Origin of the sequence: Xanthomonas hydrangeae (assembly GCF_032697525.1) — a bacterium.
In the GTDB taxonomy this organism is placed as follows: domain Bacteria; phylum Pseudomonadota; class Gammaproteobacteria; order Xanthomonadales; family Xanthomonadaceae; genus Xanthomonas; species Xanthomonas hydrangeae.
This window is the reverse complement of sequence record NZ_CP103836.1, coordinates 3,382,712-3,406,776: the sequence shown is the minus strand read 5'-3', so window position 1 is coordinate 3,406,776 and position 24,065 is coordinate 3,382,712. Positions and strand designations below refer to the sequence as shown.

Genomic DNA, 24,065 nt, shown 5'->3' with positions numbered 1-24,065 from the left:
GTCACACAAGAACGCCGCTCGCAGGGAGCGGCGTTCTTGTTTATGCGATTTGGCGACTCGCATCAGACGCGTTACGCGCTCAGGCGACGCTTGACCGAGAAATGCGTCAGGGCGTACCGAAACGCCCCAACGGCGCGCCAGCCAGCAGATGCAGATGGATATGGAACACCGTCTGACCTGCATGCTCGCGGCAGTTCATCACGATGCGATAGCCGTCCTGTGCCAGCCCCTGCTCGCGTGCATACGACGCTGCAGCAAGTGCGAGCTTGCCCACCAACAGCGCCTGCTCCGGCGGCACATCGTCCAGCGTGGGAATCGCATGCTGCTTGGGAATGAAGAGCACATGCACCGGCGCCTGCGGTGCGATGTCCTGAAAGCCCAGCACCTCGTCGTCTTCGTAGACGATGTTGGCCGGGATTTCGCGACGAATGATCTTGCCGAAGATGGTGTCGGTCATGGGTGGGGATTGGGAATTGGGAATTGGGAATTGGGAAGAGCTTACCGCGCATGCCTCCGCTTTTCGCTCCTACGAACCCCCAATCCCGACTCCCCAATCCCCGCGCTCAAAGCACCTCGCTGCGCGTGCCGAACGCATGCGACAAGGTGCCGCGATCGACGTATTCCAGTTCGCCGCCCAACGGCATGCCTTGCGCGAGCCGGCTCGGGCGCACCGCATGCTGCCGCGCCAGTTGCGCCAGGTAATGCGCGGTCGCCTCGCCTTCGACCGTGGCATTGGTGGCGATGATCATTTCGGTGACTTCACCGGCGGCCAGACGCTCGCCCAGCCGGTCAAGCCCCAGCTCGCGCGGGCCGATGCCATCCAGCGGCGACAAGCGCCCCTGCAGAATGAAGTACAGCCCGCGATACCCGGTGGCGTGCTCGATCGCCAGACGATCGGCCGGCGATTCGACCACGCACAGCTGTTGCCGGTCGCGACTGGCGCTGGCACAGATCGCGCAGATCTCCGACTCGGTGAAGTCGCGGCACTGCGCGCAATGCCCGACCTTCTCCACCGCATTGGCCAACGTCGTGGCCAGGCGACGCCCACCCTCGCGCTCGCGTTCGAGCACGTGGTAGGCCATGCGTTGCGCCGATTTCTGGCCCACGCCCGGCAACACCCGGAAGGCCTCGATCAGTTGTTCGAGAAGAGAGGACATTGGGTTGGGAATCGGGAATCGGGAATCGGGAGTGGGGAATGGCAAAAGCGAAAGATAATCTCGCTCTTACGATTCCCGATTCCCCACTCCCGATTCCCCGCCTCTCAGAACGGCAACTTCATGCCCGGCGGCAACTGCATGCCGGCGGTGGCCGAGCCCATCCGGTCCTTGGATTCGGCGTCGATCTTGTTGGAGGCATCGTTGAAGGCGGCGGCGATCAGATCCTCGGCCATCTCCTGGTCGGAGAGGATGCTCGGATCGATCCGCACCTTGCGGCACTCCTTGGCGCCGGTCAGCGTCACGCTGACCATGCCGCCGCCGGCAGTGCCGGTGACTTCCAGCTTGGCCAGTTCTTCCTGGGCGCGCTGCAGGTTTTCCTGCATCTTCTGCGCCTGCTGCATCAATTGGGCAATGTTCCCACGCATGTGTCGTTACTCGTCGTAAGGGCGGATGGAATCGGGGACGACCCGCGCGCCTTGCTGCTGGATCAGCTGCTGCACATTCGGATCGTTCATGAAGGCGGTTTCGGCCGCGCTCTGGCGCTCGCCTTTCTGGCGATTGGCGCGCTCGTGCAGGGTCTCGACATCGGCGCTGCCGGTTTCGATGACGATGCGCGGCGTGTTTCCCAACTCGGGCGCGAGCGCTTGCGCAAGGTTGGCGATAGAGCGTTCGGAGTTCAGATATTCAAAGCCCGGCGCCAGCGCCAGACGCAGCACGCCATCGCGATGACTGACGAAGGCAGCATTGGCCGCAAGCTGGCGCGAGGGGCCGTTCAAGCCGCTGCGGGTGACCAGCTCCAGCCATTGCTCAGCATCGGCGATGTGGCCGCCGTCGAGCAGGGGCGATGGATCGGTTGTCTGTGGCGGTGCTGGTGCTGGTGCCGATATGGAGGGTGCGGCAACCGATGGCATCGACATCACCGCCGCTGCAGGCGCAGGTACCTCAGCCGCTGCGGCAACTGCCACCGCCGCTTCGGGCGCGACCGCAGCCGGCAACGCCGCATCGACTGCTGCGGGTGGCGCCATTGCCGCTTCCGGCGCCAGCGCGGGCGTCGCCGCAGCGACGGGGGCAGTGTTGGCGCGCACCGGCGCATCGTCCATCGCCCAGGGCGGCGTGTCGTCGCTGCGCGTTGGAGCTGTCGATGGGCGGCTATCGGTCGATGCTTGCGCAGCGGGCAGCACCACGACAGGCACGGGCGCAGCAGCGACCGGCGCCGGTGCGGCGACCGCAGCCACGGCAGCAGGCGCGGCCTCCAGGTCGGCCGGTTTCGCCACCGCCGCGGGTGCGGGAGCAGGCGCGGCTGCCACCGGTGCGGCGGCCTGCACGCCAGTTGCCGCAGAACGCACATGGCCGCCGGCACTGGCACCACGTCCATCGTCGCTGCCACCAGCCGGCACCGCCGCCGCAGGGCGGAAAGCGAGCATGCGCAGCACCGCCATCTCGAAACCGGCGCGCGGGCTCGGCGCCAGATACAGATCGCGACGCCCGTTGAGCGCCATCTGGTACCACAGCTGCACCACTTCCGGCCGCAGCTGCGCGGCATACGCGGTCGGGTCGATGCCATCGCCGACAAATGCTACCGACGGCACCAGCTGCTGCACCTGGATGCGGTGCAAGGCCTCGGCCAAGGCCTCCAGCACGCCGCTCCAGTCGGGCGAAAACTCTGCCAACGCCGCGACCACCTGCAACAGACGCGCACCATCACCATCGGCCAGCGACTGCAACATCGCCCCGACCTGGGTGCGGTCGACCGTGCCGAGCATGGTGCGCACCACGTCCTCGCGCAACGCGCCGCCGGCATAGGCGATGGCCTGATCGAGCAGCGACAACCCATCGCGCAACGAGCCATCGGCGGCCTTGGACAGCTGCACGATCGCCGACGGATCCGATTCGATCTGCTCGGCGGCCAGGATCCGGGTCATCTGGCCCTGGATCTGATCTTCGTCCAGCCGCTTGAGATTGAACTGCAGGCAGCGCGACAGCACCGTCACCGGCAACTTCTGCGGGTCGGTGGTGGCCAGCAGGAACTTCACGTGCTCGGGCGGCTCTTCCAGCGTCTTCAGCAGCGCGTTGAACGCCGCTTTGGAGAGCATGTGCACTTCGTCGATCAGATAGACCTTGAACTTGCCACGCGAGGGCATGTACTGCGCGTTCTCGATCACCTCGCGCACATCGTCCACACCGGTGTTGGAGGCGGCGTCGATTTCCAGCAGGTCGATATAGCGGCCGGCATCGATATCCAGACAGGCCGGGCACGTGCCACACGGATCGGCGCTGGTGCCTTGCTCGCAATTGAGCGACTTGGCGAAGATGCGCGCGATGGTGGTCTTGCCCACGCCGCGGGTGCCGGTGAACAGAAACGCGTGGTGCACGCGCCCGCTGTCGAGCGCGTTACTGAGCGCGCGGACCACATGTTCCTGGCCAACGAGTTCGGCAAAACGCTTCGGGCGCCACTTGCGGGCGAGAACAAGATAAGACATCGGGCAACCAGCTTCTTCTGAACCGATATTGTGCCATGGCGCGCCAGATTGATCGTTCAGCAGTGGCCCCCGCCGTCCCCGCTGACCGAGGTCGTCCGGCAAGCGCGTTTGCTTAACCTGAGGGCCTACATCGGCGGCATGCTCCCGACCGCAGAGATCGTTCGCCTTGTTAACCGCGCCCGCGGCGGCTAGAATCCCGCTCCTGCCGCCGACCCAGTCGGACGGCAGGTACGGAGAGGTGTCCGAGTGGTTGAAGGAGCACGCCTGGAAAGTGTGTAAGCGTCTAAACCGCGCTTCGGGGGTTCGAATCCCCCTCTCTCCGCCAGATTAATGATCCTGCAACGCGATTGCATGGATCCAGGGTCACGCCAGTGGCCCACGTCTTATGGTGGCCCCGTCGGTCCCTCGCGACGCTAGATCGAAAATCCCGCCAGGGCCGGAAGGCAGCAACGGTATCGATTGACGCGGGCGCCGAGGTCAACCGGCGGGGACACCACCCTAATCAGAGAACAGGCTGCCCATGTGGCGGTGGTTGTGTGCGCATTCGCAAAGCGGCAGCAACGCTGTCATTGCGTCTGCGCTTCCGGATGCAGCCAGCCCGCATCGCCTTCAAGGTAATGCTCGTGCTTCCAGATCGGCACGCGTGCCTTGACTTCGTCGATGATGAAGCGGCAGGCATCGAATGCGGCCCCGCGATGCGCTGCGCTGACGCCCACCCACACCGCCATGTCGCCGATGCGCAACTCGCCCACGCGGTGCACGCAGTGCGCGTTGACGATGGCAAACCGGCTCATCGCTTCGTCGAGCACGCGTTGGCCTTCGGCCTGCGCGAGTGCGGCATAGGCTTCGTAGCGCAGCCCGGCCACGCCGCGGCCTTCGTTGTGGTTGCGCACCCAACCCTCGAAACTGGCAAACGCGCCGGCATGCGGATGCTCCAGCGCAGCACGCAAGCTGTCGATCGGTAACGGCACGTCAGAAAGCGCAAAGATGGCGGTTGTCTGCTCGCTCACACTCAACCTCCCGACACCGGTGGAATAAACACGATTTCACTGCCGTCGCGCAGCTCGTCTTCCCAGCGCGCGAACGCGCCATCCACCGCGACGCGCAGCTGCGTCGGCGTCCAGCGCAGGCCATGGCGCGTATCGAGTTCGGCATAGAACGCGCGCAAATCCTGCGCATCCGAGTGCACCTGCTCGCTTGCGATGCCCGCCGCTTCACGCAAGCTGGCGAAGTACAGCACCGTCACTGTCGCGCTCATCGCGTTGCTCCGATATCGCGTTTGCCGCCGCGTTTGGACACCAGCCTCGTTGGGCCGATGCTCATTGCATGCGACAGCGCCTTGCACATGTCGTAGACCGTCAATGCCGCCACGCTGGCACCGGTAAGCGCTTCCATCTCCACACCGGTGCGGTGTACGCAGCGCACCGTGCAGCTGATGTGCAGCACCTGTTCGCCCGCCCAGTCGATCTCGAAGCGGCACGCATCGATCGGCAGCGGGTGGCAGAACGGAATCAATTCGTGCGTGCGCTTGACCGCCATGGTGCCGGCGATCACTGCGGTCTCCACGATGCCGCCCTTGGCGCTGCGCAAGCCGTTGGCGCGCAACTGCGCGGCCACAGCGGCAGGAAAACGCACTCGGCTTTGGGCGGTGGCGCTGCGCGCAGTGACCGCCTTGTCCGAGACATCCACCATGGTGGGCAACCCGGCCTCGTCCAAGTGGGTCAGGCGTGCGGAACGAGGTTTTGCAGGCATGGGAAACGACACGATGACAGACGCTCAGGATGCGTCATTCTCGGTGAAAGCAGCGCCTTGATGAAACGGCATCGCTCACCCGCCGATCAAAAACATCTCGACCGGCTTGCCACGGCGCGGCGCCGATGACGCACGCACCTCGCTGTAGCGGTCGCTGCGCAGACTCCAGCGCTCGCGCAGATGCTCGGACAATTCGTGCTCACCCTCGCTCAGCGCCGGCTTGAGGTCGTGACCCCGGCTAGCGAACAGGCAGGTGTACAACTGCCCATCGGCCGACACGCGGGCACGCTGGCAATCCCCGCAGAACGGCACACTGACCGAGCTGACGAAACCCACTTCGCCCGCGCCGTCGGCAAATGCATGCCGTTGCGCCACTTCGCCGGTGTAATTGGCATCCAGCGGCGCCAGTGGCCAGCGCGCGTGGATGCGTTCGTGCAGCTGCGCTGAGGTCACCACCGCATCCGCCGTCCAGCCATTGCAGCTGCCCACATCCATGAATTCGATAAAGCGCAGCACGTGGCCGGTGCCACGGAAGTGCTCCACAAGCGGCAACACCTGATCTTCGTTGACGCCGCGCTGCACCACGCAATTGATCTTCAACCGCTGGAAGCCGGCCTGCTCGGCAGCGGCAATACCGGCCAGCACCTGCGCGATCTCGCCGCGGTTGCCGCTCATGCGCCTGAACAGCTCCGGATCCAAGGCATCCATGCTCACGGTGATGCGGCGCAGCCCGGCCTGACGCAGCGCAACCGCCTGACGCGCCAGCAAGGTGCCGTTGGTGGTCAGCGCCAGATCCTCGATGCCGTCGATGGCGGTCAGTCGCGCAACCAAGCTCGGCAGGTCGCGTCGCAGCAGCGGCTCGCCGCCGGTCAGACGCACCTTGGTGACGCCTACCGAGACGAATGCACGCACCAGCGTTTCCAGTTGATCGAAACTCAGGCGTTGCTGCGCGTCGAATCCGTAGTCGTCGGGCACGCGATCGGCCGGCATGCAATAACCGCAACGGAAGTTGCAGGCCTCGATAACCGACAGCCGCAAATCGCGCAGCGGCCGGCCATAGCGGTCCTGCATCGGCGCTGCGATCTGATTCGGAAGCAACAAGGCGCTCATCAGGGCACCATGGCGGCGGTGGGCTCCGCCAGCTCCAGGTAGTGTCCAGGCACCGCAACACGATGGCCGCGTGCGCGGAGCACGTCGCCGTCGGCGTCGCTGGCGTAGTGGTACAGCAGCATGCGGCTCAACAGGTCCTGCGGGTATTCCCGCTCCAGATCATCCACGCCAGTATGCGACGGGTTGCCGTGAACGCCGCAGTCATGCGCGATGAGCTCGCCGTCATCGGCATAGCGGGCCAGCATTTCCGGGATCGGCCGGGTATCGCCGCTCCAGACCAACGCGCCCTTCAGGCGCAGCCCGTACGCGGTCTCCGGCCAATGGTGGCGCACCGGGAACACCTCCAGCCGCACGCCGTCATGCCAGAACGCATCGCCGACCGGCACCAGCTGAAACGCATCCCAGAAGTTCGCACCGCCCTCGGCCAGCACATTTGGGTAGTCGGCGATCCGCCGCTGCAGCAGCGGAACCACCGGCGCCGGCACGTACAGGCGGGTGCGCCCGCGCCGCTCGGAGAAATAGCTGTCCACGAACATCCGCTCCAGCCCGCCGACATGGTCCAGATGCACATGGGTGATGAAGAACGCCTGCGGCAACCGGCCGTAATGGGCCTGGTAGGCAGTCAGCCCCTCGCTGCCGCAGTCGATGGTCAGCCATGGCGCGCCGGCACGCTCGAGTGTGGCCATCGGCGAGCCAAGCGCCACCGCCGACGCATTGCCGACCCCCTGCACACGCAACGCCCAGTTCATCAGTAGCCCCGGCCCCAGGCCAGTTCGTAAGCGCGATGCAGGCGCTCGTAATCCTTGTCGACCTCTTCGCGGCTGCGCGTGCCGCGCAATTTCAATAGCGAGCGATGCAGCCGCGCCAGATTGCGCTCGCGCCAGCGCGTGGCCGGAATGCGCAACACGCCACGGTCGAAATCGATCAACCAGCCGTGCCCACCGGCATCGAACAGAATGTTGTGCGCGTTGAGATCGGCGTGATCCAGGCCGGCGCGATGAAAGCGCGCTATCAACCGCCCGGTCTCTTCCCACGGCGCGCCACGCCCGGCGACCTGCGCGTGATCGGCCAGCGAGCGCACGTTTTCCAGGCGCTCCATCAACAGTGCAGCGCGATAGCCCAATCCTTCGCGCAGGTAGCAGGCCGCCAACGGGCGCGGCACCGGCAACTTGCGGCTGAGCAACTCGCGCATCAGCCGGAACTCGGCGAAGCTGCGCGTGCGCCCCGCCCCTTTCCACAGGTAGCGATCGCGACTCACCCGGGCAGCAATGCCGCCACGCAGATACTGCCGCAACACGCTACGGCCGAACGGCGCATCCACAAACCACGCCCCGCCACGCCCGCCCTCATCCACCGGCCGCGCCCTGTCACCCCAATGCTGCGGCGAAAACAGCGTGGCATCGGCTTGCCGCAGCCGTTCGCGGTCGAACAGAATGGCGCCATAACCGCGGCCTTCGCGGTACGGCGTCAGCGCTTCAGTGGCGTCGAAAGAAACCATCTATCGAGTCTAACAACACCATGGCTTCTACGCCCGCTTCGTTATGCCTGCTGCGCCTGTCCGCCCTGGGCGACGTCACCCACGTGGTGCCGCTGGTGCGCACCTTGCAGGCGGGATTTCCGGCAAGCCAACTGCATTGGATCATCGACAAGGCCGGGCTGAAATTGCTCGACGGCCTGCCCGGCGTGCAGTTTCATGCCTACGACAAGCGCACTGGCGTGGCCGGCATGCGTGCGCTGCGTCAGTCGCTGGCGCCCCTGGGTCGCTTCGATGCCTTGCTGCAGATGCAGGTAGCCTTTCGCGCGAATGTGCTGTCGGCATTCGTGCCGGCGCGGCGGCGGATCGGCTACGACCGCAGCCGCTCCAAAGACCTGCACGGCCTGTTCGTCAACGAGCGCATCGCCGACCGCCCCGGCATCCACGTGCTCGACGCCATCGGCAGCTTTGCCGAACCGCTGGGCCTGAGCCAGAGCAAGGTGCGCTGGGATCTGCCAGTGCCGGACGATGCGCACAGCTGGGCACGCGCGCAGTGGGATAACGACGGCCGCCCGGTGCTGATGATTTCGCCCTGCTCCAGCCATGCGCGCCGCAACTGGTACGCCGACCGCCACGCGGCGCTGGCCGATCACGCCGCTGCGCAAGGCTGGCGAATCGTGCTGTGCGGTGGCCGCAGCGAGCTTGAACGCAGCACCGCCGATGCCATCGTCGCGGCCGCGCACACGCCGGTGCTGGACCTGGTCGGCAAGGACACACTCAAGCAGCTCCCCGCCCTGCTCGCCCGCGCCGATCTGGTGGTCACCCCCGATTCGGGCCCGATGCACATCGCCAACGCGATGGGCACCAAGGTGCTCGGCCTGCATGCAGCGAGCAATCCGCTGCGCAGCGGCCCGTATTCGGACGTGCGCTATTGCGTGGACCGTTACGATGCGGCCGCCCGCAAATACCTGGGCAAGCCGGCCGACCAGCTGAAATGGGGCACCAAAATCGAGTTCGACGAGGTGATGTCGCTGATCACCGTGGACGATGCGATCGCTGCTTTCGAGCGTTATCGCACCGATCATCCGCGCTGAGAGGCGGCGACGGACGGTCGCTCAAACAGGCGTTCAATCGCTTGAGCAAGCGGCGCGCACTGCGCCACTGCTCGGCTGCCTAGGAGCAGCGCAAAACATTAGCGCTCAGACACCCTTGGCGCGATAGTCCTGATACGACTTCTCTTCAACATACGACGACCCTAGCGCCAGGTTGATCTCTTTCTTGATGCGCGCGCGCTCGTCGTTTTCGATATAGACGCTGCGCGCCAGCTGCACGAATTCATCGTCGAAGGTCTGCGCCTGCTCCTTGAGACGGATGTCGTCTTCGATCACCCACAGCCGCTCGTTGACGGCCTTGAGCCCGGCACGCAAACGCACGATGTCGTGACCGGCGGCCGGATGCGCCATCCAGCTGATTTCCAGCGCAGACAGCTCGTTGCGCACATTGGCCAGCTTGGCAGGGTCGCTGATGCGCTCGGACTTGATCTGCAGGATCGCGATCTTGTCGAGCAGCTCACCAAAGGACACCGGCACCAGAATCTCGGACATGTCATGCCTCCAACGGATAGCAAAGGTGGAAGTGTAGGCATCGCACCGGCTAGCTGCGACCCATAAACAAAAGCCCCCTTGCGGGGGCTGATGCGAATCTGGCGGAGAGGGGGGGATTCGAACCCCCGAGGCGCTATAAACGCCTGCCTGATTTCGAGTCAGGTACATTCAACCGCTCTGCCACCTCTCCAGATGGTCCCCGGTGTCCCGGGGCCGTGAATCATACGGGCACAGGCGCCAAGCCACAAGCGGGCTGGGCAAGCTCGACACACGGCGCCATCCGGGCCCGGAGTGAACCCGCACTGCAATGCCGGCAAGCAGTCTGTTGCCGCTGGCCGGTCGGGCCGCGATGATGGTGGCGCACCTTCCCTCTGGCGACCCGGCCCCATGCTCGAATTCGGACATCTCACCCACGTCGGCCTGCGTCGCGACCTCAACGAGGACACGTACTACGGCGACAGCGAGCTGGGGTTGTGGCTGGTCGCCGATGGCATGGGCGGGCATGCCTGCGGCGAAGTGGCCAGCGCGTTGGCGCGCGAAACCATCGTGCGCGAAGTGCGCGCAGGCACCCCGCTGGCGCAAGCGGTGCGTATCGCCGACGAAGAAATCATCAAGACCTCGCGCCGCTGCAACGACACCTTGCCGATGGGCACCACCGTGGTCGCCGCCCGTGTGCTGGGCCAGCGCTTCGAAGTGGCCTGGGTCGGCGACAGCCGTGCCTATCTGTGGCGCGACGGCCGGCTGGCACAGCTGAGCCAGGACCATAGTTACGTGCAGGAACTCATCGCGCAGGGCACGCTCACCAGCGAGCAGGCACGCGCGCATCCGCATCGCAACGTGGTGACCCAGGCGTTGGGCGTGACCGACCCGGCCCACCTCAATGTCGCCACCATGCAGGGCGAACTCAAATCCGGCATGCAGCTGCTGCTATGCAGCGACGGCCTGACCGAAGAAATCGACGACGCCACCATCGCCGCAACGTTGTCGCAAGCCGATTGCAGCGCCCAGGAATGCGTCGAATGCCTGGTCGCCGCCGCACTGGATGGCGGCGGCTCGGACAACATCACCGCGATTCTGGTGCGTAGCTACTAGCCGGCAGCGGCAGTTTCTTCGACCGGCGCATCCCACAGCGCACGCCCGGCCTTCTTGCGCAACTGCACCAGACGCGCCTCGTGCGCCTGCGACTCCGAGGCAGTCACCGCCACGCGCGGGCGCGGCAACAGCAGCGCCGGATCGAAGCTGATCATGCCGTCAGCGTCCTGGGTGCTCTGACCGGCATCGGCGCTGGCAAACCCGATTTCCTCCTGGCCAGACGTCAGCGCGATATACACATCGGCCAGGATTTGCGCATCGAGCAAGGCGCCGTGCAACTGCCGATGCGAATTATCCACGCCCAGACGTTTGCACAAGGCGTCCAGGGAATTGCGCTGCCCCGGATAACGCTCGCGCGCCATCATCAAGGTATCCACCACGGTGGCGCGCTCGACGATGCGGCCGTAGTTGTCGCCCAGCAGCGACAGTTCGTTGTCCAGAAATCCCAGATCGAACGCAGCGTTGTGGATGATCAGTTCCGCGCCGTCGATGTAGGCCAGGAACTCCTCCACCACATCGGCGAACAAGGGCTTGTCGGCCAGGAATTCCAGGGTCAACCCGGTCACTTCCTGCGCGCCGGGTTCGAAGTCGCAATCGGGCTTCAGATAGCGATGGAAGTTGTTGCCGCTGGGGCGCCGCTCCAGCAGCTCCACTGCACCGATTTCGACGACGCGATTGCCCTTGCGCCATTCCAGGCCGGTGGTTTCGGTATCGAGAATGATCTGACGCATGAATCCTCTTGCTTGTTGCTTACGATGTTGCGATGCCAGCGCGCTGAGCGATGGCTTGATCTCGGGCAAGCACGTCGACGCGCTCGTTATCCGGATCCCCATTGTGGCCTTTCACCCAACGCCAATCGATGCTGTGACGCTGCGTGGCCGCGTGCAGCCGCTCCCACAGTTCACGATTCTTGACCGGGTCGCCGCCGGCAGTTTTCCAGCCGCGGCGCACCCAGCCGGACATCCACTCGGTAATGCCCTGGCGCACGTATTGCGAGTCGGTGTGCAGCACGATCTGGCACGGTTCGGTGAGCGTTTCCAGCGCCATGATCGCCGCCATCAACTCCATGCGGTTATTGGTGGAGGTGGCTTCGCCGCCGGACAATTCCTTCTCGCGGCCGTTGTAACGCAACAAGGCCGCCCAACCGCCCGGCCCGGGATTGCCGAGGCAGGAGCCGTCGGTATGCACTTCAATGGATTTCATCAGCTTCTGGTGTTTGGAAAGTGGTCGGTAGTCAGATCGTGGCCACGGGCTGCGGCCAGCGCGAGGGCATCGCGATCGGGGTCGGGCCGATCGAAGCGGCGGCACGCTTTTCCACTTCGAGTAAATACACCGCGCGCCAGGGTGCGCGGCCAGGGCCGGAGGGGCCACCTCCGGTGCGCCAGATCGGCCCCAGGTAACGTTCCTGGTCCACGCATTGCAGCCCCGCACGTTGCGCCAGCAACCGCCAGCGATCCGGCCGCAGGGCGACCGGACCACGTCGCGCCCAGCGAAACCGGTAGGGGCTCATCGGATTGAGCGTGAACAGCCACAGCCGGCCGCCGGGCATCAGTAGCCGCTCGCATTCGGCCAAAAACTCCGCCGCGCCGCCGACTACCGCATGCTGCACCACGATCGCCTGCAGGCTCTCGGCCGGCAATGGGAACGGCATCGCGCAACGCGCATCGCCAGCGAAGCGCCCCGCGCTGCGATACAAGCGCAAACCACGCCCCTGCAACGCCTCGCGCGGCGGCAGGTCGGTGGTTGGCGTCAGCCACAACCAGGGCTGCGACGGACGCGTTTGCAGCGCCGCCAGCGCCACTTGGCGCTCCAGCTGGAGCAGACTGCGCCCCGCGCCTGTTTCAAACCAGGATGAGACGCCAGCTTGACGGGAGAAGGGCGTGGCAGGCATGGTCCCAATTCTATGCGACTGACCGCCCTGCCCGCATTCGAAGACAACTACATCTGGGCGCTGGTCGCTGTGGATGGCCGCGCTGTCATCGTCGACCCCGGTCAGGCAGAGCCCGTATTCACTGCGGCGGAGCGCGAAGGATTCACTCCCAGCGCCGTGTTGCTCACCCACCACCATGCCGACCACATCGGCGGCGTGGCGGCATTGCAGCAGCGCTGGCCGGACCTGGAACTGTTCGGCCCTGCCGACGAACGCAGTCCCGCCGATGCCCGCCAGGTTGGACAAGGCGAGCGTTTGACTCTGCTTGGCCTGGGCTTTGAAGTGCTCGAGGTACCGGGCCACACCCGCAGCCACATCGCCTTTGTCACCGACGAGCATCTGTTCAGCGGTGATACGCTGTTCAGCCTAGGCTGTGGGCGGATGTTCGAAGGTACCGCTCCTCAGATGTTCGACTCGTTGCAGCGCCTGGCCTCTTTGCCTGGCGAAACGCTTGTGTGTTGCGGCCACGAATATACGTTGGCCAACGCGTCCTTCGCGCTGCACGTCGATCCCACCAACGCTGCCTTGCAGCGCCGTCAACAGGAAGCCCAGGCCATGCGTCAAGCAGCCCGTCCTACCCTGCCGATTTCGCTCAAGAGTGAACTGGCCACCAACCCTTTTCTCCGTACCAGCAGTCCCGAGATTCGCGCCGCAGTCGCAGCGCGCGCATCTGGCGCACTTTCCTCTGATGTAGATGTTTTCGCCGAACTTCGGCGCTGGAAAGACGAATTTCGCGCATGAGGCGCTTGCTTTTGGCAGCGTTGGCCGCCTGTGCGGCCATCGCACCGGCAGCCGCATCGCCCGTCGACGCAAGCCGCCCCACACCCGCAGCCAGCGCGACGACGCCGCCAGCCGCACCCAGCCTGCGCAATGGTCAGGACATCTTTTCGTCGTTTCTGGACGGGCGTGCAGATCCAGGCTGCGATAGCGAGCACAGCGACACGCGTTGGGAACAGCACTTCTCGCGTGCACCAGCCCGCCTGGCCGACGATGCACAAGATGTCCTGCCGCTGTTCGGCTACGTGGTCGACGAGCTGCGCAAGGCCGACATGCCGACCGAGTTTGCGCTGATTCCTTTTGTGGAAAGCGGCTACCGCCCGGGCGCCCGCAATGGCAGCGGGCCGGCCGGCTTGTGGCAGTTCATCGCCACCACTGCGCGCAACCACCATGTGCCGGTTGACGCGCAATACGACGGCCGCCTCTCGGCAGTGGATTCCACCACCGCTGCGGTGCGTTATCTCAAGACGCTTTACGGCATGTTCGGCGGCGATTGGCGCCTGGCGCTGATGGCCTACAACGCTGGCGAGTATCGTGTGCTGCAGGCGATGCGCACGGCCGGCATGAATGCGCAGAACGCGCGTCCGTCCGAGCTGCCCGGCATGTCCAAGGTCACCTACGAGTATGTGGAAAAGCTGCACGCGCTCGCCTGTGTGCTCGACCACGCGCAACAGCAAGGCAACTTGCTGACCTCGCTCGACCGCCCGGTTCCGGTACTGACCGAACACGCATTGCCCGTTGGCACCAGCCTCAACGCCTGGGCCGGACAGCGCGCCATCGAGCCGCAGCTGCTCGCCCGGCTGAATCCGGCATTGGCCAGCGCACGTGCTGCGCCAAGTGGTGTGCATGTACTTGCCCCAGTCGCAGCAGCGCAGCCAGGCTCGGCCGGTGCCGTCGTCGCATCCGCTGATGTGGGCAGGATTGCCGAGACCAACGATGCCGCGCCTACGGTGGTCGCCACGACTGCCAGGACGTCGAACGCGCAAGCGCGTACGCATACGGTGCGTAACGGCGAGTCCGCCTGGGCCATTGCGCGCCGCTACGGCGTGACTGTGGCGACGTTGCTCGCCAGCAATGGGCTGGACAAGCGTGCGGTGCTGAAGCCGGGCATGGTGTTGTCGTTCGACGACAGGCCTTAAGCCAACCTACGTATTGGTCCACTTGGTCCGCAGCGATATCGCGCCTGCCACCGTCGCTCGCATGACGTTCTAGACAGCCAGCATCAGCGTAATCAGGGACTGCATGGCGTTGCAGTTGCTGCGCGCTTGAATGCTCGGGCGAAACTGCCGGCGACACAGCAGGCATGTTGAAATGACAGTGGGCCACCCCACTCAATCGATTGCAAAGCACGTGCCTGCTGCGCGCGCAGGTCGTGGTTTGGGCTGATTTGGAGACCAGCTTTCCGGCGCTCTTGAAAAATCAGATACCACATCGATGCCGAAGACATCGGCCGAGTACGTCAAACGCACCTACAAGGCCTCAGCCCTCACGGCATGGCACAGATACACCAAAGAAAAAGCCCGGTCACCCAGGCTTTCTCGTCTTCACCAGCTTAAGAAGGCAGCCCTACAGCTGCGCCTCCTCGATCTGGATCTTGTAGCGCTTGCGCATTTCCTTGACGTACGCCTGCGCCGCGTTATTCCCGTCGATCTGGCTCAACTGCTCACGCAGCATGGTCTGCTGCTCGGCCGGCATCTGCTTCAGGTCGCCTGGCGTGGCCTTGGCGATGACGAAGACCGCAAAGCGCCCGCCGTCCAGCTCCACCTTGCCCACCGACGGCTTGCCTTCGGTCGGGCGCGGCGCGCTGAAGATGGCACGGTTTGCCGCCGGTGTCGGGATCGGCGCGGTGCGCGGCAGGCCCGGGATCGGCTGCACCTGCAGCTTCTCGCTGGCCGCCAGCGCCTGCAACGTTTCGCCCTTCTGCACACGCGCCAACAGGGCATCGGCAGCAGCAGCCGCCGCCTTCTCGGTGCGGTCGGCATGGATCGCCGCAATCACCTTATCGCGCACCTTGTCCAACGGCAACGCCTGCTCGGCGCTGTGATTGGTCACGCGCAACACCACACTGTGATTCGGCGCAATGGTGATCGGGTCGCTCACCGTGCCGTCCTGCACCAGCGTCTCGGAGAATGCCGAACGCAGCACCGCAGGATTGGCGGCGATCCCACTGGCATCGGCACGCGAGAACGGGCCCAGCGTCTGCACCGGCAGACCGACCTGCTTGGCCGCTGGCTCCAACGCGGTGGGATTCTTGTAGACCTGATCCACCAACTTGCCGCTCACATCGGCAAACGCCTTGTCGGCATCGGCCTTGAGCTGCTCGGCAGCGAGCTGATCGCGCACCTGCTCGAACGACTTGCCCTGGCCGCCCTTGACCTCGCGCAGCTGGATCACGTGGTAACCGAACTCGCTCTTGATCGGGCCGACCACATCGCCAGCCTTCATTGCGAACAACGCGTCTTCGAACGGCTTGACCATCGTGCCCTTCTCGACCCAACCCAGATCGCCACCAGCGCCCTTGGAGCCCGGATCCTGCGAGTTGGCCTTCGCCAATGCAGCGAAATCGGCGCCCGGCTGCTTGGCTTCTGCGGCGAGCTTGGCCGCCTTCGCTTCGGCAGCCTTCTGCGCGGCGGGGTCGCTGCCAGCGCTGATCAGGATGTGCGAAGTCAGACGCTGGTCCGGCTCGACAAAGCGGCCCTTTTCTTCTTCATAGCGCTTGCGCAAGGTCGCCTCGTCGGCGGCGGTTGCCGGCGGCAACTTGGCCGCATTGATCTCCACGTACTCGATCGTCACGGTCTCCGGCTGACGGAAATCCTGCGTATGCCCGTCGTACCACTGCTTGATCTGCGCATCGCTGACCGGCGCGGTATCGGCGGCCGGTGGCGGCAGCATTGCCAGCTCCACGTCGCGCGTTTCGCCCATCAGCTTGAGCAGGCGCTCGAACTCGGCCTTGGTCGCAAAGCCCGACTCGGCAATCGCCTGCGGAATCACCGACTGCTGCAAGCTGTCGCGCACCAATGCATCGAACTGCGCCGGCGTGCGCGGTGGCGTGCCTTGTGCGAGTGCGGCGCGGTACTGGTCGGGGCTGAATTTGCCATCGACCTGGAACGCCTGAATGCCGGTGATGTAATCGCGCACCGTCGCATCGCCGATCACGATGCCGGCATCTTCGGCGCCCAGACGCACGACTTGCTCGTCAACCAGTTGATCGAGCACCTGCAGCTTGTTTTCGCGGGATTCGAACGTACGCGGGTCGAAATTCTCGCCCTGGCGCTGACGCTCCTGCATACGCGCCTGCTCGAAGCGTGCGCGGAAATCCTGCGTGCTGATTTCATGGTGCTGCCACAGCAGCGACACCGGCCACCAGGAAGGTGCCGATTTCCACCACGTTGGCGGCGCCTGCACCTTGGCCACGTTGTTGGCGCCAATGCCGCCGAGGTAGCTGTTGTCGATGACGAACAGGAACGGAATCATCAGCAACCCCAGGATGGCGGTAGCGATCCAGCCTGACGTCTTGTCGCGAAGTTTCTGCAGCATTGGCAAATCACGGCCTGTGGGCGAGCCGCGCAGTGTAACGCGCTTGGCGCCGAGCACCCAGCCCAATGCTCCACGCCATCGGCCGCGATGCGCTATTAAACGCGTAACCTCGGGCAATGCTGCAAAAAAAAGCCCCCGGCGCAAAGGCCGAGGGCTTTCGTATAACTGGCGGAGCGGACGGGACTCGAACCCGCGACCTCCGGCGTGACAGGCCAGCATTCTAACCAGCTGAACTACCGCTCCGCTTTAAACTTGGACTTCTCTCTCCGCATCATTCGCAACGCGAATGCTGTGGAGAAAACGAAGCCCCCAATTGCTCAGGGGCTTCGGGTGTAACTGGCGGAGCGGACGGGACTCGAACCCGCGACCTCCGGCGTGACAGGCCAGCATTCTAACCAGCTGAACTACCGCTCCGCACTTGAAACGTTTGCCTGGTGCTTAATGGTGGGTGCTGAGGGTTTCGAACCCCCGACCCTCTCCGTGTAAGGGAGACGCTCTACCGCTGAGCTAAGCACCCTAGCGAGTCGATTAGTTTACTGCATCCTTCAGGGCTTTGCCAGCCTTGAACGCAGGATTCTTCGAAGCCGCGATCTTGATGCTGTCGCCGGTCTTCGGATTGCGGCCGGTGCGCTCAGCGCGCTCGCGGACCTGGAAGGTGCCAAAGCCGACGAGGGTGACGGCTTCGCCCTTCTTCAGTGCCTTGGTGATTTCGCTCACAACCGCGTCGACAGCACGGCCAGCTTCAGCCTTGGAGATGTCAGCGGCAGCGGCAACGCCATCGATCAATTCGGTTTTATTCATTCTTGAAACTCCCTTTGCGGCAGATGCCGCGGAATCGACAATCGGCGCTCTTGCCGTTAGCGAAGAACCCGACACAAGTGGTATCGCGTGACGCATCACAATTTGCCGCGCCCACGAGTCGTGCATTTATACCAGCGCCCCCAACCGCACGCAAGCCAAAACCCAATAACGACGCGGGTTTTGGCTTGTTTTGCCTGGGTTTAGACAAGCGCTCTTAATGCTTGACGCGGGTACCCGGAGTAGTGCGGGACTTGCCGCGCACAGCGACGCGCGAGGCGGCCTTGCGGGCCTTCTCCTTGCCCGCCTTCTTTGGTGCCAGCGGACGTTCCAGTGCAAGATCCAGCACTTCGTCGATCCACTTGACCGGCACGATCTTCAGATCGCGCGTCACGTTGGCAGGAATGTCGGCAAGATCCTTTCGATTCTCGTCTGGGATCAACACGGTGCGGATGCCGCCGCGCAAGGCAGCCAGCAACTTCTCCTTCAACCCACCGATCGCCGAAACACGACCACGCAAGGTGATCTCGCCGGTCATCGCCACATCGGCGCGGATCGGCACCTTGGTGAGCACCGACACCAGCGAGGTCACCATCGCGATACCTGCGCTGGGACCGTCCTTCGGTGTGGCGCCATCGGGCACGTGCACGTGCACGTCCTGCTTCTGCAGGAAGTCCACATCGATGCCGAGTCGCTCGGCGCGCGAACGCACCACCGACAACGCAGCCGATGCCGATTCCTTCATGACGTTGCCGAGCTGACCGGTGAGGATCAGATTGCCCTTACCCGGCACCAGTGTGGATTCGACCTGCAGCAACTCGCCGCCGACTTCGGTCCATGCCAGACCGGTGACCAGGCCGATCTCGTTCTCTTCTTCGGCGCGCCCGAAATCAAAGCGGCGCACACCCAGGTACTTGTCGAGATTCTTCGAGTTCACAACGACCAGGGCCTTGGGCTTGCCCTTCTTGGCGACGAGCTTTTTCGCCGCCGGCTGCGGACCGGCAAGCGCGATTTCCTTGACCACCTTGCGGCAGATCTTGGCGACTTCGCGCTCGAGGTTACGCACACCCGATTCGCGCGTGTAATAGCGCACGATGTCCTGGATCGCGTCGCTGCCGATCTCGATCTCTTCCGGCTTCAAGCCGTTGGCCTTGATCTGCTTGGGCACCAGATAGCGCATGGCGATGTTGAGCTTCTCGTCCTCGGTATAGCCGGGGATGCGGATCACTTCCATGCGGTCCAGCAACGGACCGGGGATGTTGAGCGAGTTGGAGGTGGCGACGAACATCACCTCCGACAGATCCAGATCGACTTCCAGATAGTGGTCGTTGAAGGAATTGTTCTGTTCGGGATCGAGTACTTCCAGCAACGCCGCCGACGGGTCGCCACGGAAATCCATCGACATCTTGTCGATCTCATCGAGCAGGAACAGCGGATTCTTGCTGCCCACCTTGTTGAGGTTCTGCACCAGCCGGCCCGGCATCGACCCCACATAGGTGCGGCGATGGCCACGGATCTCGGCTTCGTCGCGGATACCGCCCAGGCTCATGCGCACGAACTTGCGGTTGGTCGCCTTGGCGATCGACTGCCCGAGCGAGGTCTTGCCCACGCCGGGCGGCCCCACCAGGCACAGGATCGGCCCCTTCATCTGCTTCACGCGCGACTGCACGGCCAGGTACTCGAGGATGCGTTCCTTGACCTTGTCCAGACCGTAGTGATCGGCGTCCAGCGTGTCCTGCGCAGCCTTCAGATCCTTGCGCACCTTGGAACGCTTCTTCCACGGCACACCCAACAACCAGTCCAGATAGTTGCGCACCACGGCCGCCTCGGCGGACATCGGCGACATCTGCTTGAGCTTGTTGAGCTCGGCCTTTGCCTTGGTCTCGACCGGCTTGGGCATGCCCGCCTCGGCGATCTTGCGGGCGATTTCTTCCAGTTCGCCCGGCGCGTCATCCAGATCGCCCAGCTCCTTCTGGATCGCCTTCATCTGTTCGTTGAGGTAGTACTCGCGCTGGCTCTTCTCCATTTGCGACTTGACGCGGCCGCGGATGCGCTTTTCCAGCTGCTGCACATCGATCTCACCGTCCACCAGGCCGACCAGCAACTCCAGGCGCTCGCCGATTTCGGTGATCTCCAACAGGCGCTGCTTGTCGGCAAGACGCACGCCAATATGCGCGGCAATGGTGTCGGCCAGACGGCCCGGCTCATCGATACCGGCCAGGGTCTGCAACAACTCCGGCGGCAGCTTGCGATTGGTCTTGACGTATTGCTCGAACAACGACATCAGCGATCGCGCGATCGCCTCAAGTTCGCGCGGCTCGCGCGCATCGCTGGCTTCGACTTCGATGCCCTGCCCCTGCAGCGCGCCGTCCAACTCGACGACCTTGTCGACGGTGACCCGCGACAGCCCTTCGACCAGCACCTTGATGGTGCCATCGGGCAGCTTGAGCAACTGCAACACCTGCGCCAGCGTGCCGACGGTATAGAGATCGGTTGCGGTCGGGTCGTCGGTCTCAGCCGACTTCTGCGCGACCAGCAGGATGCGCTTGTCGGCCTCCATGGCTTTTTCCAGCGCGCGCATCGACTTGTCGCGGCCGACGAACAGCGGAATCACCATGTGCGGAAACACCACCACGTCGCGCAGCGGCAACACTGGCAGATCGAGAACTTCTGGTTGGGACTGGGCCATGGGGCGCTCCGCTGGAATCGGGAAATAGGGCGTAAAAAAAGCCGATGGCCCCGTTATGGGGCCATCGGCGAGGTCTTGCAAGTAGCGGTCGGAAACCCTTTATCCGCGAGCGAGGCCGAGGCCTGGCGAGGCGGCATCGGGCCTCAGTCGCCGGACGCTGCCTTGGCCGGAGCCGGTTGCGCCTGGTAGATCAGATACGGCTCGGACTTGTGCTCGATGACCGACTCGTCCACCACCACCTTGCTGACATTTTCCTGCGACGGCAGCTCGTACATCGTATCCAGCAGCACCGATTCGACGATGGTGCGCAGACCGCGCGCGCCGGTCTTGCGCTTGAGCGCCTTCTTGGCGATCGCAGACAGGGCATCGGGGCGGAATTCCAGCTCCACACCTTCCATATCGAACAGCTTCTTGAACTGCTTGGTGATGGCGTTCTTGGGCTCGGTCAGGATCTTGATCAGCGCCGGCTCGTCCAGCTCCTCGAGCGTGGCGACCACCGGCAGGCGGCCGACGAACTCGGGGATCAGGCCAAACTTGATCAGATCTTCCGGCTCGACTTCGGCCAGGATCTTGCCGACTTCCTGCTTGCGCTCGCTGCTCTTGACCTTGGCACCGAAGCCAATGCCGCCAGCATCGTTGGACCGCTGCTGAATCACCTTGTCCAGGCCGGCAAACGCGCCGCCGCAGATGAACAGGATGTTCTTGGTGTCGACCTGCAGAAATTCCTGCTGCGGATGCTTGCGCCCGCCCTGCGGCGGCACCGAGGCAACCGTGCCTTCGATCAGCTTCAGCAGCGCCTGCTGCACGCCTTCGCCGGACACGTCGCGGGTGATCGACGGGTTCTCGCTCTTGCGCGAAATCTTGTCGATTTCATCGATGTAGACGATGCCCTGCTGGGCCTTTTCGACGTCGTAGTCGCACTTCTGCAGCAGCTTCTGGATGATGTTTTCCACGTCCTCGCCGACATAGCCGGCTTCGGTCAGCGTGGTGGCATCGGCGATGGTGAACGGCACATTGAGCAGGCGCGCCAGGGTTTCGGCCAGCAGCGTCTTGCCCGAGCCGGTCGGACCGACCAGCAGGATATTGGATTTCGCCAGCTCGACTTCGTCGTTCTTGCTGCGGCTCTCGATACGCTTGTAGTGGTTGTACACCGCCACGGCGAGTGTGCGCTTGGCGCGCAGCTGCCCGATCACGTATTGATCCAGCACCTCGAGGATCTCGCGCGGCTTGGGCAAGCTGGAACGTGCCGACTGCGCCTTCTCTTCGAGTTCCTCGCGGATGATGTCGTTGCACAGCTCAACGCACTCATCGCAGATGAATACGCTGGGACCGGCAATCAGCTTGCGGACTTCATGCTGACTCTTACCGCAGAACGAGCAGTAGAGAATCTTGTTGCTGTCGCCGGAACGACCTTGGCGGTCTTCGCTCATGCTTCTGTTACCCAGTTACCCCACCCGATGCACGGGGGTTCGATTTCGAGAATAGCACAGGGCCGAGAGGACATCCGTCCAGCCCGACCCTGCCGTTTTTCCTGCAATTTCAGGCATCTGGCGATCAGGACGGCTGGATCGACTCTTCCGGACGACGCTCCAGCACCTGATCGACCAGGCCATAGGCCTGCGCATCGACCGCGCTCTTGAAATTGTCGCGCTCGGTATCGCGCCCGATGGTTTCCAGCGACTGGCCGGTGTGCTTGGCCAGGATCTCGTTCAAGCGCGAACGCAGCGTCAGGATCTCGCGCGCATGGATGTCGATATCGGTTGCCTGACCCTGGAAGCCGCCCAGCGGCTGATGGATCATCACGCGCGAGTTCGGCAGCGCATAGCGCTTGCCGGCCGCGCCCGATGCCAGCAGCAGCGCGCCCATCGATGCGGCCTGGCCGACGCAGATGGTGCTCACGTCCGGCTTGATGTACTGCATGGTGTCGTAGATCGCCATACCGGCGGTGACCACGCCACCGGGCGAGTTGATGTAGATGCTGATGTCCTTTTCCGGGTTATCCGCTTCCAGGAACAGCAGCTGCGCCACGATCACGTTGGCCATGTGGTCGTCGATCGGACCGACCAGGAAAATCAGACGCTCCTTCAGCAGACGCGAGTAGATGTCGTACGCACGCTCGCCGCGGCTGGTCTGTTCGACCACCATCGGGACGAGGTTCAAGGCTCTAGTTACATTGTCCACGCGAGGGGAATCTCCTGTGTCTATTAGTTGAATCCCCGCACATGGATGTGCGGGCTCTTGCGAGGGACTCGCATTTTGGAGGCCCCGCATGTGGAGGTGCGGACGCCTGCGAGGGACTCGTATTTTGAATCCCCGCACACGGATGTGCGGGCTCTTGCGAGGGACTCGCGTTTATTGCCGGATCGCATCCTGGAACGACATCGGCTGGTCGGTGTGCTGGGCGCGCTCGGCGATCCAGTCGATCACCTGCTCTTCCATGACACGGCTCTGCAGTCCACCCATCAATTGGGGGTCGTTGCGGTACATCTCAATGACCTGTTCCGGTTCTTCGTAGGTCGAGGCGATCAGACGCAGCGTTTCGCTGACGCGCTTGGATTCCAGACGCAGCTCGTTACGGCGGGCCACCTCGCCCACCAGCAGACCGACCAGTACGCGCTTGGCTGCCGCGTCCATGAAACCCTGATGGGCATCGGCCGGGATCTCGCCCGGGTTGCGGCCGCTACGGCGGACCTGCTCGACCTGCTGGGCCAGCATCGAACGCGCTTCGTTCTCGACCAGACGCGGCGGCATTTCCACATGCGCATAGGCGGCGATCAGCTGCTCGCCCACTTCGCGCCGCAGACGATTCATTAGCGCGCCCTTGAGCTCGCGCTCCAGGTTGGTACGGATGTCGGCGCGGAACTGCTCGGCATCGCCACTCTTCACGCCGAAGCTCTTGATGAACTCCTTGTCCACCACCGGCAATACCGGCTCGGACACTTCGACCGCCTTGACGTGCACCTGCACGGTCTTGCCAGCCAGCTGTGGCACGCGCCACTCGGCCGGGAAGTCGATGGTCAGGGCCTTGTCTTCGCCCTTGGCCAGACCTTCCAGGCCCTTTTCGATCTGATCGAACATCACGCCCGAGCCCAGCACGCTGCTGCCGGTCTCCACGCCTTCAGCGGGCAGACGCTCGTCACCGGCCTGCGACCAGGTCTCCAGCGCCACCAAGTCACCGACCTGGGCACCACGCTCGACCGGGTTCCAGGTGCGACGCTGCAGACGCAGGTTTTCGATCATCTGGTCGATGTCGGCGTCGGTCACCTCGGCGGTATGGCGCACCACCGACAGCGTGGTCACATCGATGTCGCCGAAGTCCGGCACCACTTCAAAGGTGGCGACGAAATCGAAATCGCTCTCGCCGGCCTTGTCGATCCGCGGATTGCCTGCCAGGCGCAGCGCATGCTCGCGCACGGCCGAATCGAAGGTCTCACGCAGCAAACCATCCATTGCCTCGGCACGCACCTGCTGACCGAAACGCTGCTCGATGACCTTGGCGGGCACCTTGCCGGGGCGGAACCCCTTGATGCGCGCGGTCCGCGCGATCTCGCGCAGGCGGCCACCGACGTGCGTCTCCAGACGCTCCTGCGGCAGGGTGAAGGTCAGGCGGCGTTCCAGATTGCCGGTGGATTCGATCGATGCTTGCATGTTGACTCCTGCCACCG

24 protein-coding genes, 5 tRNA genes and 1 other RNA gene are annotated in these 24,065 nt (G+C 64.1%); 6 read left to right on the top strand and 24 right to left on the bottom strand.

Annotated features, from left to right (window positions below):
* Positions 1-106: 106 nt before the first annotated feature.
* The 4 genes from NYR97_RS14600 to dnaX form a co-directional block, all read right to left on the bottom strand.
* Entirely contained in the window at positions 107-457 is a 351-nt protein-coding gene (locus NYR97_RS14600) for a histidine triad nucleotide-binding protein (RefSeq protein WP_006448425.1), read from the bottom strand.
* 106 nt (positions 458-563) lie between these two features.
* On the bottom strand, positions 564-1,157 hold the full coding sequence (recR, locus tag NYR97_RS14595) for a recombination mediator RecR (protein ID WP_154844822.1): 594 nt from the start codon (positions 1,155-1,157) through the stop codon (positions 564-566).
* A 104-nt stretch (positions 1,158-1,261) separates the two neighbouring features.
* Positions 1,262-1,582, bottom strand: a complete 321-nt coding sequence (locus NYR97_RS14590) for a YbaB/EbfC family nucleoid-associated protein (protein ID WP_005913896.1) — start codon at positions 1,580-1,582, stop codon at positions 1,262-1,264.
* A 6-nt stretch (positions 1,583-1,588) separates the two neighbouring features.
* Complete coding sequence (gene dnaX, locus NYR97_RS14585; protein WP_316694114.1) at positions 1,589-3,637, bottom strand: DNA polymerase III subunit gamma/tau; 2,049 nt, start codon at positions 3,635-3,637, stop codon at positions 1,589-1,591.
* 232 nt (positions 3,638-3,869) lie between these two features.
* Between dnaX and NYR97_RS14580 the strand changes: the two genes are divergently transcribed.
* Positions 3,870-3,962: transfer RNA gene (locus tag NYR97_RS14580), tRNA-Ser, on the top strand.
* Positions 3,963-4,031: 69 nt separating this feature from the next.
* Positions 4,032-4,128, top strand: an RNA gene (gene ffs / locus NYR97_RS14575) — signal recognition particle sRNA small type.
* 75 nt (positions 4,129-4,203) lie between these two features.
* Here the strand turns inward: ffs and NYR97_RS14570 are convergent.
* The 6 genes from NYR97_RS14570 to NYR97_RS14545 form a co-directional block, all read right to left on the bottom strand.
* Positions 4,204-4,653, bottom strand: coding sequence for a molybdenum cofactor biosynthesis protein MoaE (locus NYR97_RS14570; RefSeq protein WP_316694111.1), 450 nt, complete (start codon positions 4,651-4,653; stop codon positions 4,204-4,206).
* On the bottom strand, positions 4,650-4,895 hold the full coding sequence (locus NYR97_RS14565) for a MoaD/ThiS family protein (protein ID WP_316694109.1): 246 nt from the start codon (positions 4,893-4,895) through the stop codon (positions 4,650-4,652). The genes NYR97_RS14570 and NYR97_RS14565 overlap by 4 nt, the downstream gene beginning before the upstream one ends.
* Positions 4,892-5,389: a cyclic pyranopterin monophosphate synthase MoaC gene (gene moaC / locus NYR97_RS14560; protein ID WP_210762135.1), complete on the bottom strand. Its 498-nt coding sequence runs from the start codon at positions 5,387-5,389 to the stop codon at positions 4,892-4,894. Before moaC ends, NYR97_RS14565 begins: the two co-directional genes overlap by 4 nt.
* A 75-nt stretch (positions 5,390-5,464) precedes the next feature.
* A complete protein-coding gene (gene moaA, locus NYR97_RS14555; protein ID WP_316694105.1) occupies positions 5,465-6,499 on the bottom strand; it encodes a GTP 3',8-cyclase MoaA in 1,035 nt (344 codons plus the stop codon).
* Positions 6,499-7,248: an MBL fold metallo-hydrolase gene (locus tag NYR97_RS14550; protein WP_205392204.1), complete on the bottom strand. Its 750-nt coding sequence runs from the start codon at positions 7,246-7,248 to the stop codon at positions 6,499-6,501. Before NYR97_RS14550 ends, moaA begins: the two co-directional genes overlap by 1 nt.
* Entirely contained in the window at positions 7,248-7,997 is a 750-nt protein-coding gene (locus NYR97_RS14545) for a 3-deoxy-D-manno-octulosonic acid kinase (protein WP_316694101.1), read from the bottom strand. Before NYR97_RS14545 ends, NYR97_RS14550 begins: the two co-directional genes overlap by 1 nt.
* A gap of 20 nt (positions 7,998-8,017) precedes the next feature.
* On the opposite strand from NYR97_RS14545, the gene NYR97_RS14540 reads away from it, so the two are divergent.
* On the top strand, positions 8,018-9,067 hold the full coding sequence (locus tag NYR97_RS14540; protein WP_205392206.1) for a glycosyltransferase family 9 protein: 1,050 nt from the start codon (positions 8,018-8,020) through the stop codon (positions 9,065-9,067).
* 105 nt (positions 9,068-9,172) lie between these two features.
* On the opposite strand, the gene NYR97_RS14535 is transcribed toward NYR97_RS14540, so the two are convergent.
* Together NYR97_RS14535 and NYR97_RS14530 are read right to left on the bottom strand one after the other, a co-directional pair.
* Complete coding sequence (locus tag NYR97_RS14535) at positions 9,173-9,577, bottom strand: DUF6165 family protein (protein WP_316694099.1); 405 nt, start codon at positions 9,575-9,577, stop codon at positions 9,173-9,175.
* A 99-nt stretch (positions 9,578-9,676) separates the two neighbouring features.
* Positions 9,677-9,767: transfer RNA gene (locus tag NYR97_RS14530), tRNA-Ser, on the bottom strand.
* Positions 9,768-9,964: 197 nt separating this feature from the next.
* Here NYR97_RS14530 and NYR97_RS14525 point away from each other — a divergent pair.
* Positions 9,965-10,669, top strand: a complete 705-nt coding sequence (locus NYR97_RS14525; protein ID WP_006450178.1) for a PP2C family protein-serine/threonine phosphatase — start codon at positions 9,965-9,967, stop codon at positions 10,667-10,669.
* Here the strand turns inward: NYR97_RS14525 and dnaQ are convergent.
* The 3 genes from dnaQ to NYR97_RS14510 are packed head-to-tail and all read right to left on the bottom strand — an operon-like array spanning position 10,666 to position 12,560.
* The gene (gene dnaQ, locus NYR97_RS14520; protein WP_316694095.1) at positions 10,666-11,400 is read right to left on the bottom strand and encodes a DNA polymerase III subunit epsilon; all 735 of its coding nucleotides are present in this window, start codon (positions 11,398-11,400) and stop codon (positions 10,666-10,668) included. The two genes, NYR97_RS14525 and dnaQ, sit on opposite strands and share 4 nt — an antisense overlap.
* Before the next feature lie 19 nt (positions 11,401-11,419).
* The gene (gene rnhA, locus NYR97_RS14515; RefSeq protein WP_316694093.1) at positions 11,420-11,872 is read right to left on the bottom strand and encodes a ribonuclease HI; all 453 of its coding nucleotides are present in this window, start codon (positions 11,870-11,872) and stop codon (positions 11,420-11,422) included.
* 31 nt (positions 11,873-11,903) lie between these two features.
* Positions 11,904-12,560: a hypothetical protein gene (locus NYR97_RS14510; protein WP_316694091.1), complete on the bottom strand. Its 657-nt coding sequence runs from the start codon at positions 12,558-12,560 to the stop codon at positions 11,904-11,906.
* A gap of 12 nt (positions 12,561-12,572) precedes the next feature.
* Here NYR97_RS14510 and gloB point away from each other — a divergent pair, with 12 nt between their 5' ends.
* Together gloB and NYR97_RS14500 are read left to right on the top strand one after the other, a co-directional pair.
* On the top strand, positions 12,573-13,340 hold the full coding sequence (gene gloB, locus NYR97_RS14505; RefSeq protein ID WP_316694089.1) for a hydroxyacylglutathione hydrolase: 768 nt from the start codon (positions 12,573-12,575) through the stop codon (positions 13,338-13,340).
* Complete coding sequence (locus NYR97_RS14500) at positions 13,337-14,515, top strand: lytic transglycosylase domain-containing protein (RefSeq protein ID WP_316694087.1); 1,179 nt, start codon at positions 13,337-13,339, stop codon at positions 14,513-14,515. Before gloB ends, NYR97_RS14500 begins: the two co-directional genes overlap by 4 nt.
* Positions 14,516-14,942: 427 nt before the next feature.
* Here NYR97_RS14500 and NYR97_RS14495 read toward each other — a convergent pair whose 3' ends face one another.
* The 9 genes from NYR97_RS14495 to tig form a co-directional block, all read right to left on the bottom strand.
* Entirely contained in the window at positions 14,943-16,913 is a 1,971-nt protein-coding gene (locus NYR97_RS14495; protein WP_316694085.1) for a peptidyl-prolyl cis-trans isomerase, read from the bottom strand.
* Between the two features lie 166 nt (positions 16,914-17,079).
* Positions 17,080-17,156 (bottom strand) — tRNA-Asp (locus tag NYR97_RS14490).
* Positions 17,157-17,250: 94 nt separating this feature from the next.
* Positions 17,251-17,327: transfer RNA gene (locus NYR97_RS14485), tRNA-Asp, on the bottom strand.
* A gap of 28 nt (positions 17,328-17,355) precedes the next feature.
* A tRNA-Val gene (locus NYR97_RS14480) sits at positions 17,356-17,430 on the bottom strand.
* 11 nt (positions 17,431-17,441) lie between these two features.
* Positions 17,442-17,714 carry an HU family DNA-binding protein gene (locus NYR97_RS14475; RefSeq protein WP_006451749.1) on the bottom strand — a complete coding sequence of 91 codons (273 nt, stop codon included), beginning with the start codon at positions 17,712-17,714 and terminating at the stop codon, positions 17,442-17,444.
* Between the two features lie 214 nt (positions 17,715-17,928).
* On the bottom strand, positions 17,929-20,400 hold the full coding sequence (gene lon / locus NYR97_RS14470) for an endopeptidase La (RefSeq protein ID WP_316694082.1): 2,472 nt from the start codon (positions 20,398-20,400) through the stop codon (positions 17,929-17,931).
* A gap of 143 nt (positions 20,401-20,543) precedes the next feature.
* The gene (clpX, locus tag NYR97_RS14465) at positions 20,544-21,830 is read right to left on the bottom strand and encodes an ATP-dependent Clp protease ATP-binding subunit ClpX (protein ID WP_006451747.1); all 1,287 of its coding nucleotides are present in this window, start codon (positions 21,828-21,830) and stop codon (positions 20,544-20,546) included.
* A 124-nt stretch (positions 21,831-21,954) separates the two neighbouring features.
* Positions 21,955-22,581: an ATP-dependent Clp endopeptidase proteolytic subunit ClpP gene (gene clpP / locus NYR97_RS14460; protein ID WP_023902875.1), complete on the bottom strand. Its 627-nt coding sequence runs from the start codon at positions 22,579-22,581 to the stop codon at positions 21,955-21,957.
* A gap of 171 nt (positions 22,582-22,752) precedes the next feature.
* Positions 22,753-24,048, bottom strand: coding sequence for a trigger factor (gene tig / locus NYR97_RS14455; protein WP_316694078.1), 1,296 nt, complete (start codon positions 24,046-24,048; stop codon positions 22,753-22,755).
* Positions 24,049-24,065 lie beyond the last annotated feature (17 nt).

Excerpts from the sequence above, each read along its gene's own strand:
- NYR97_RS14600 (WP_006448425.1), bottom strand. The coding sequence starts at position 457 with ATGACCGACACCATCTTCGGCAAGATCATTCGTCGCGAAATCCCGGCC.
- recR (WP_154844822.1), bottom strand. The coding sequence starts at position 1,157 with ATGTCCTCTCTTCTCGAACAACTGATCGAGGCCTTCCGGGTGTTGCCG.
- NYR97_RS14590 (WP_005913896.1), bottom strand. The coding sequence starts at position 1,582 with ATGCGTGGGAACATTGCCCAATTGATGCAGCAGGCGCAGAAGATGCAG.
- dnaX (WP_316694114.1), bottom strand. The coding sequence starts at position 3,637 with ATGTCTTATCTTGTTCTCGCCCGCAAGTGGCGCCCGAAGCGTTTTGCC.
- NYR97_RS14565 (WP_316694109.1), bottom strand. The coding sequence starts at position 4,895 with ATGAGCGCGACAGTGACGGTGCTGTACTTCGCCAGCTTGCGTGAAGCG.
- moaC (WP_210762135.1), bottom strand. The coding sequence starts at position 5,389 with ATGCCTGCAAAACCTCGTTCCGCACGCCTGACCCACTTGGACGAGGCC.
- moaA (WP_316694105.1), bottom strand. The coding sequence starts at position 6,499 with ATGAGCGCCTTGTTGCTTCCGAATCAGATCGCAGCGCCGATGCAGGAC.
- NYR97_RS14550 (WP_205392204.1), bottom strand. The coding sequence starts at position 7,248 with ATGAACTGGGCGTTGCGTGTGCAGGGGGTCGGCAATGCGTCGGCGGTG.
- NYR97_RS14545 (WP_316694101.1), bottom strand. The coding sequence starts at position 7,997 with ATGGTTTCTTTCGACGCCACTGAAGCGCTGACGCCGTACCGCGAAGGC.
- NYR97_RS14540 (WP_205392206.1), top strand. The coding sequence starts at position 8,018 with ATGGCTTCTACGCCCGCTTCGTTATGCCTGCTGCGCCTGTCCGCCCTG.
- NYR97_RS14535 (WP_316694099.1), bottom strand. The coding sequence starts at position 9,577 with ATGTCCGAGATTCTGGTGCCGGTGTCCTTTGGTGAGCTGCTCGACAAG.
- NYR97_RS14525 (WP_006450178.1), top strand. The coding sequence starts at position 9,965 with ATGCTCGAATTCGGACATCTCACCCACGTCGGCCTGCGTCGCGACCTC.
- dnaQ (WP_316694095.1), bottom strand. The coding sequence starts at position 11,400 with ATGCGTCAGATCATTCTCGATACCGAAACCACCGGCCTGGAATGGCGC.
- rnhA (WP_316694093.1), bottom strand. The coding sequence starts at position 11,872 with ATGAAATCCATTGAAGTGCATACCGACGGCTCCTGCCTCGGCAATCCC.
- NYR97_RS14510 (WP_316694091.1), bottom strand. The coding sequence starts at position 12,560 with ATGCCTGCCACGCCCTTCTCCCGTCAAGCTGGCGTCTCATCCTGGTTT.
- gloB (WP_316694089.1), top strand. The coding sequence starts at position 12,573 with ATGCGACTGACCGCCCTGCCCGCATTCGAAGACAACTACATCTGGGCG.
- NYR97_RS14500 (WP_316694087.1), top strand. The coding sequence starts at position 13,337 with ATGAGGCGCTTGCTTTTGGCAGCGTTGGCCGCCTGTGCGGCCATCGCA.
- NYR97_RS14495 (WP_316694085.1), bottom strand. The coding sequence starts at position 16,913 with ATGCTGCAGAAACTTCGCGACAAGACGTCAGGCTGGATCGCTACCGCC.
- NYR97_RS14475 (WP_006451749.1), bottom strand. The coding sequence starts at position 17,714 with ATGAATAAAACCGAATTGATCGATGGCGTTGCCGCTGCCGCTGACATC.
- lon (WP_316694082.1), bottom strand. The coding sequence starts at position 20,400 with ATGGCCCAGTCCCAACCAGAAGTTCTCGATCTGCCAGTGTTGCCGCTG.
- clpX (WP_006451747.1), bottom strand. The coding sequence starts at position 21,830 with ATGAGCGAAGACCGCCAAGGTCGTTCCGGCGACAGCAACAAGATTCTC.
- tig (WP_316694078.1), bottom strand. The coding sequence starts at position 24,048 with ATGCAAGCATCGATCGAATCCACCGGCAATCTGGAACGCCGCCTGACC.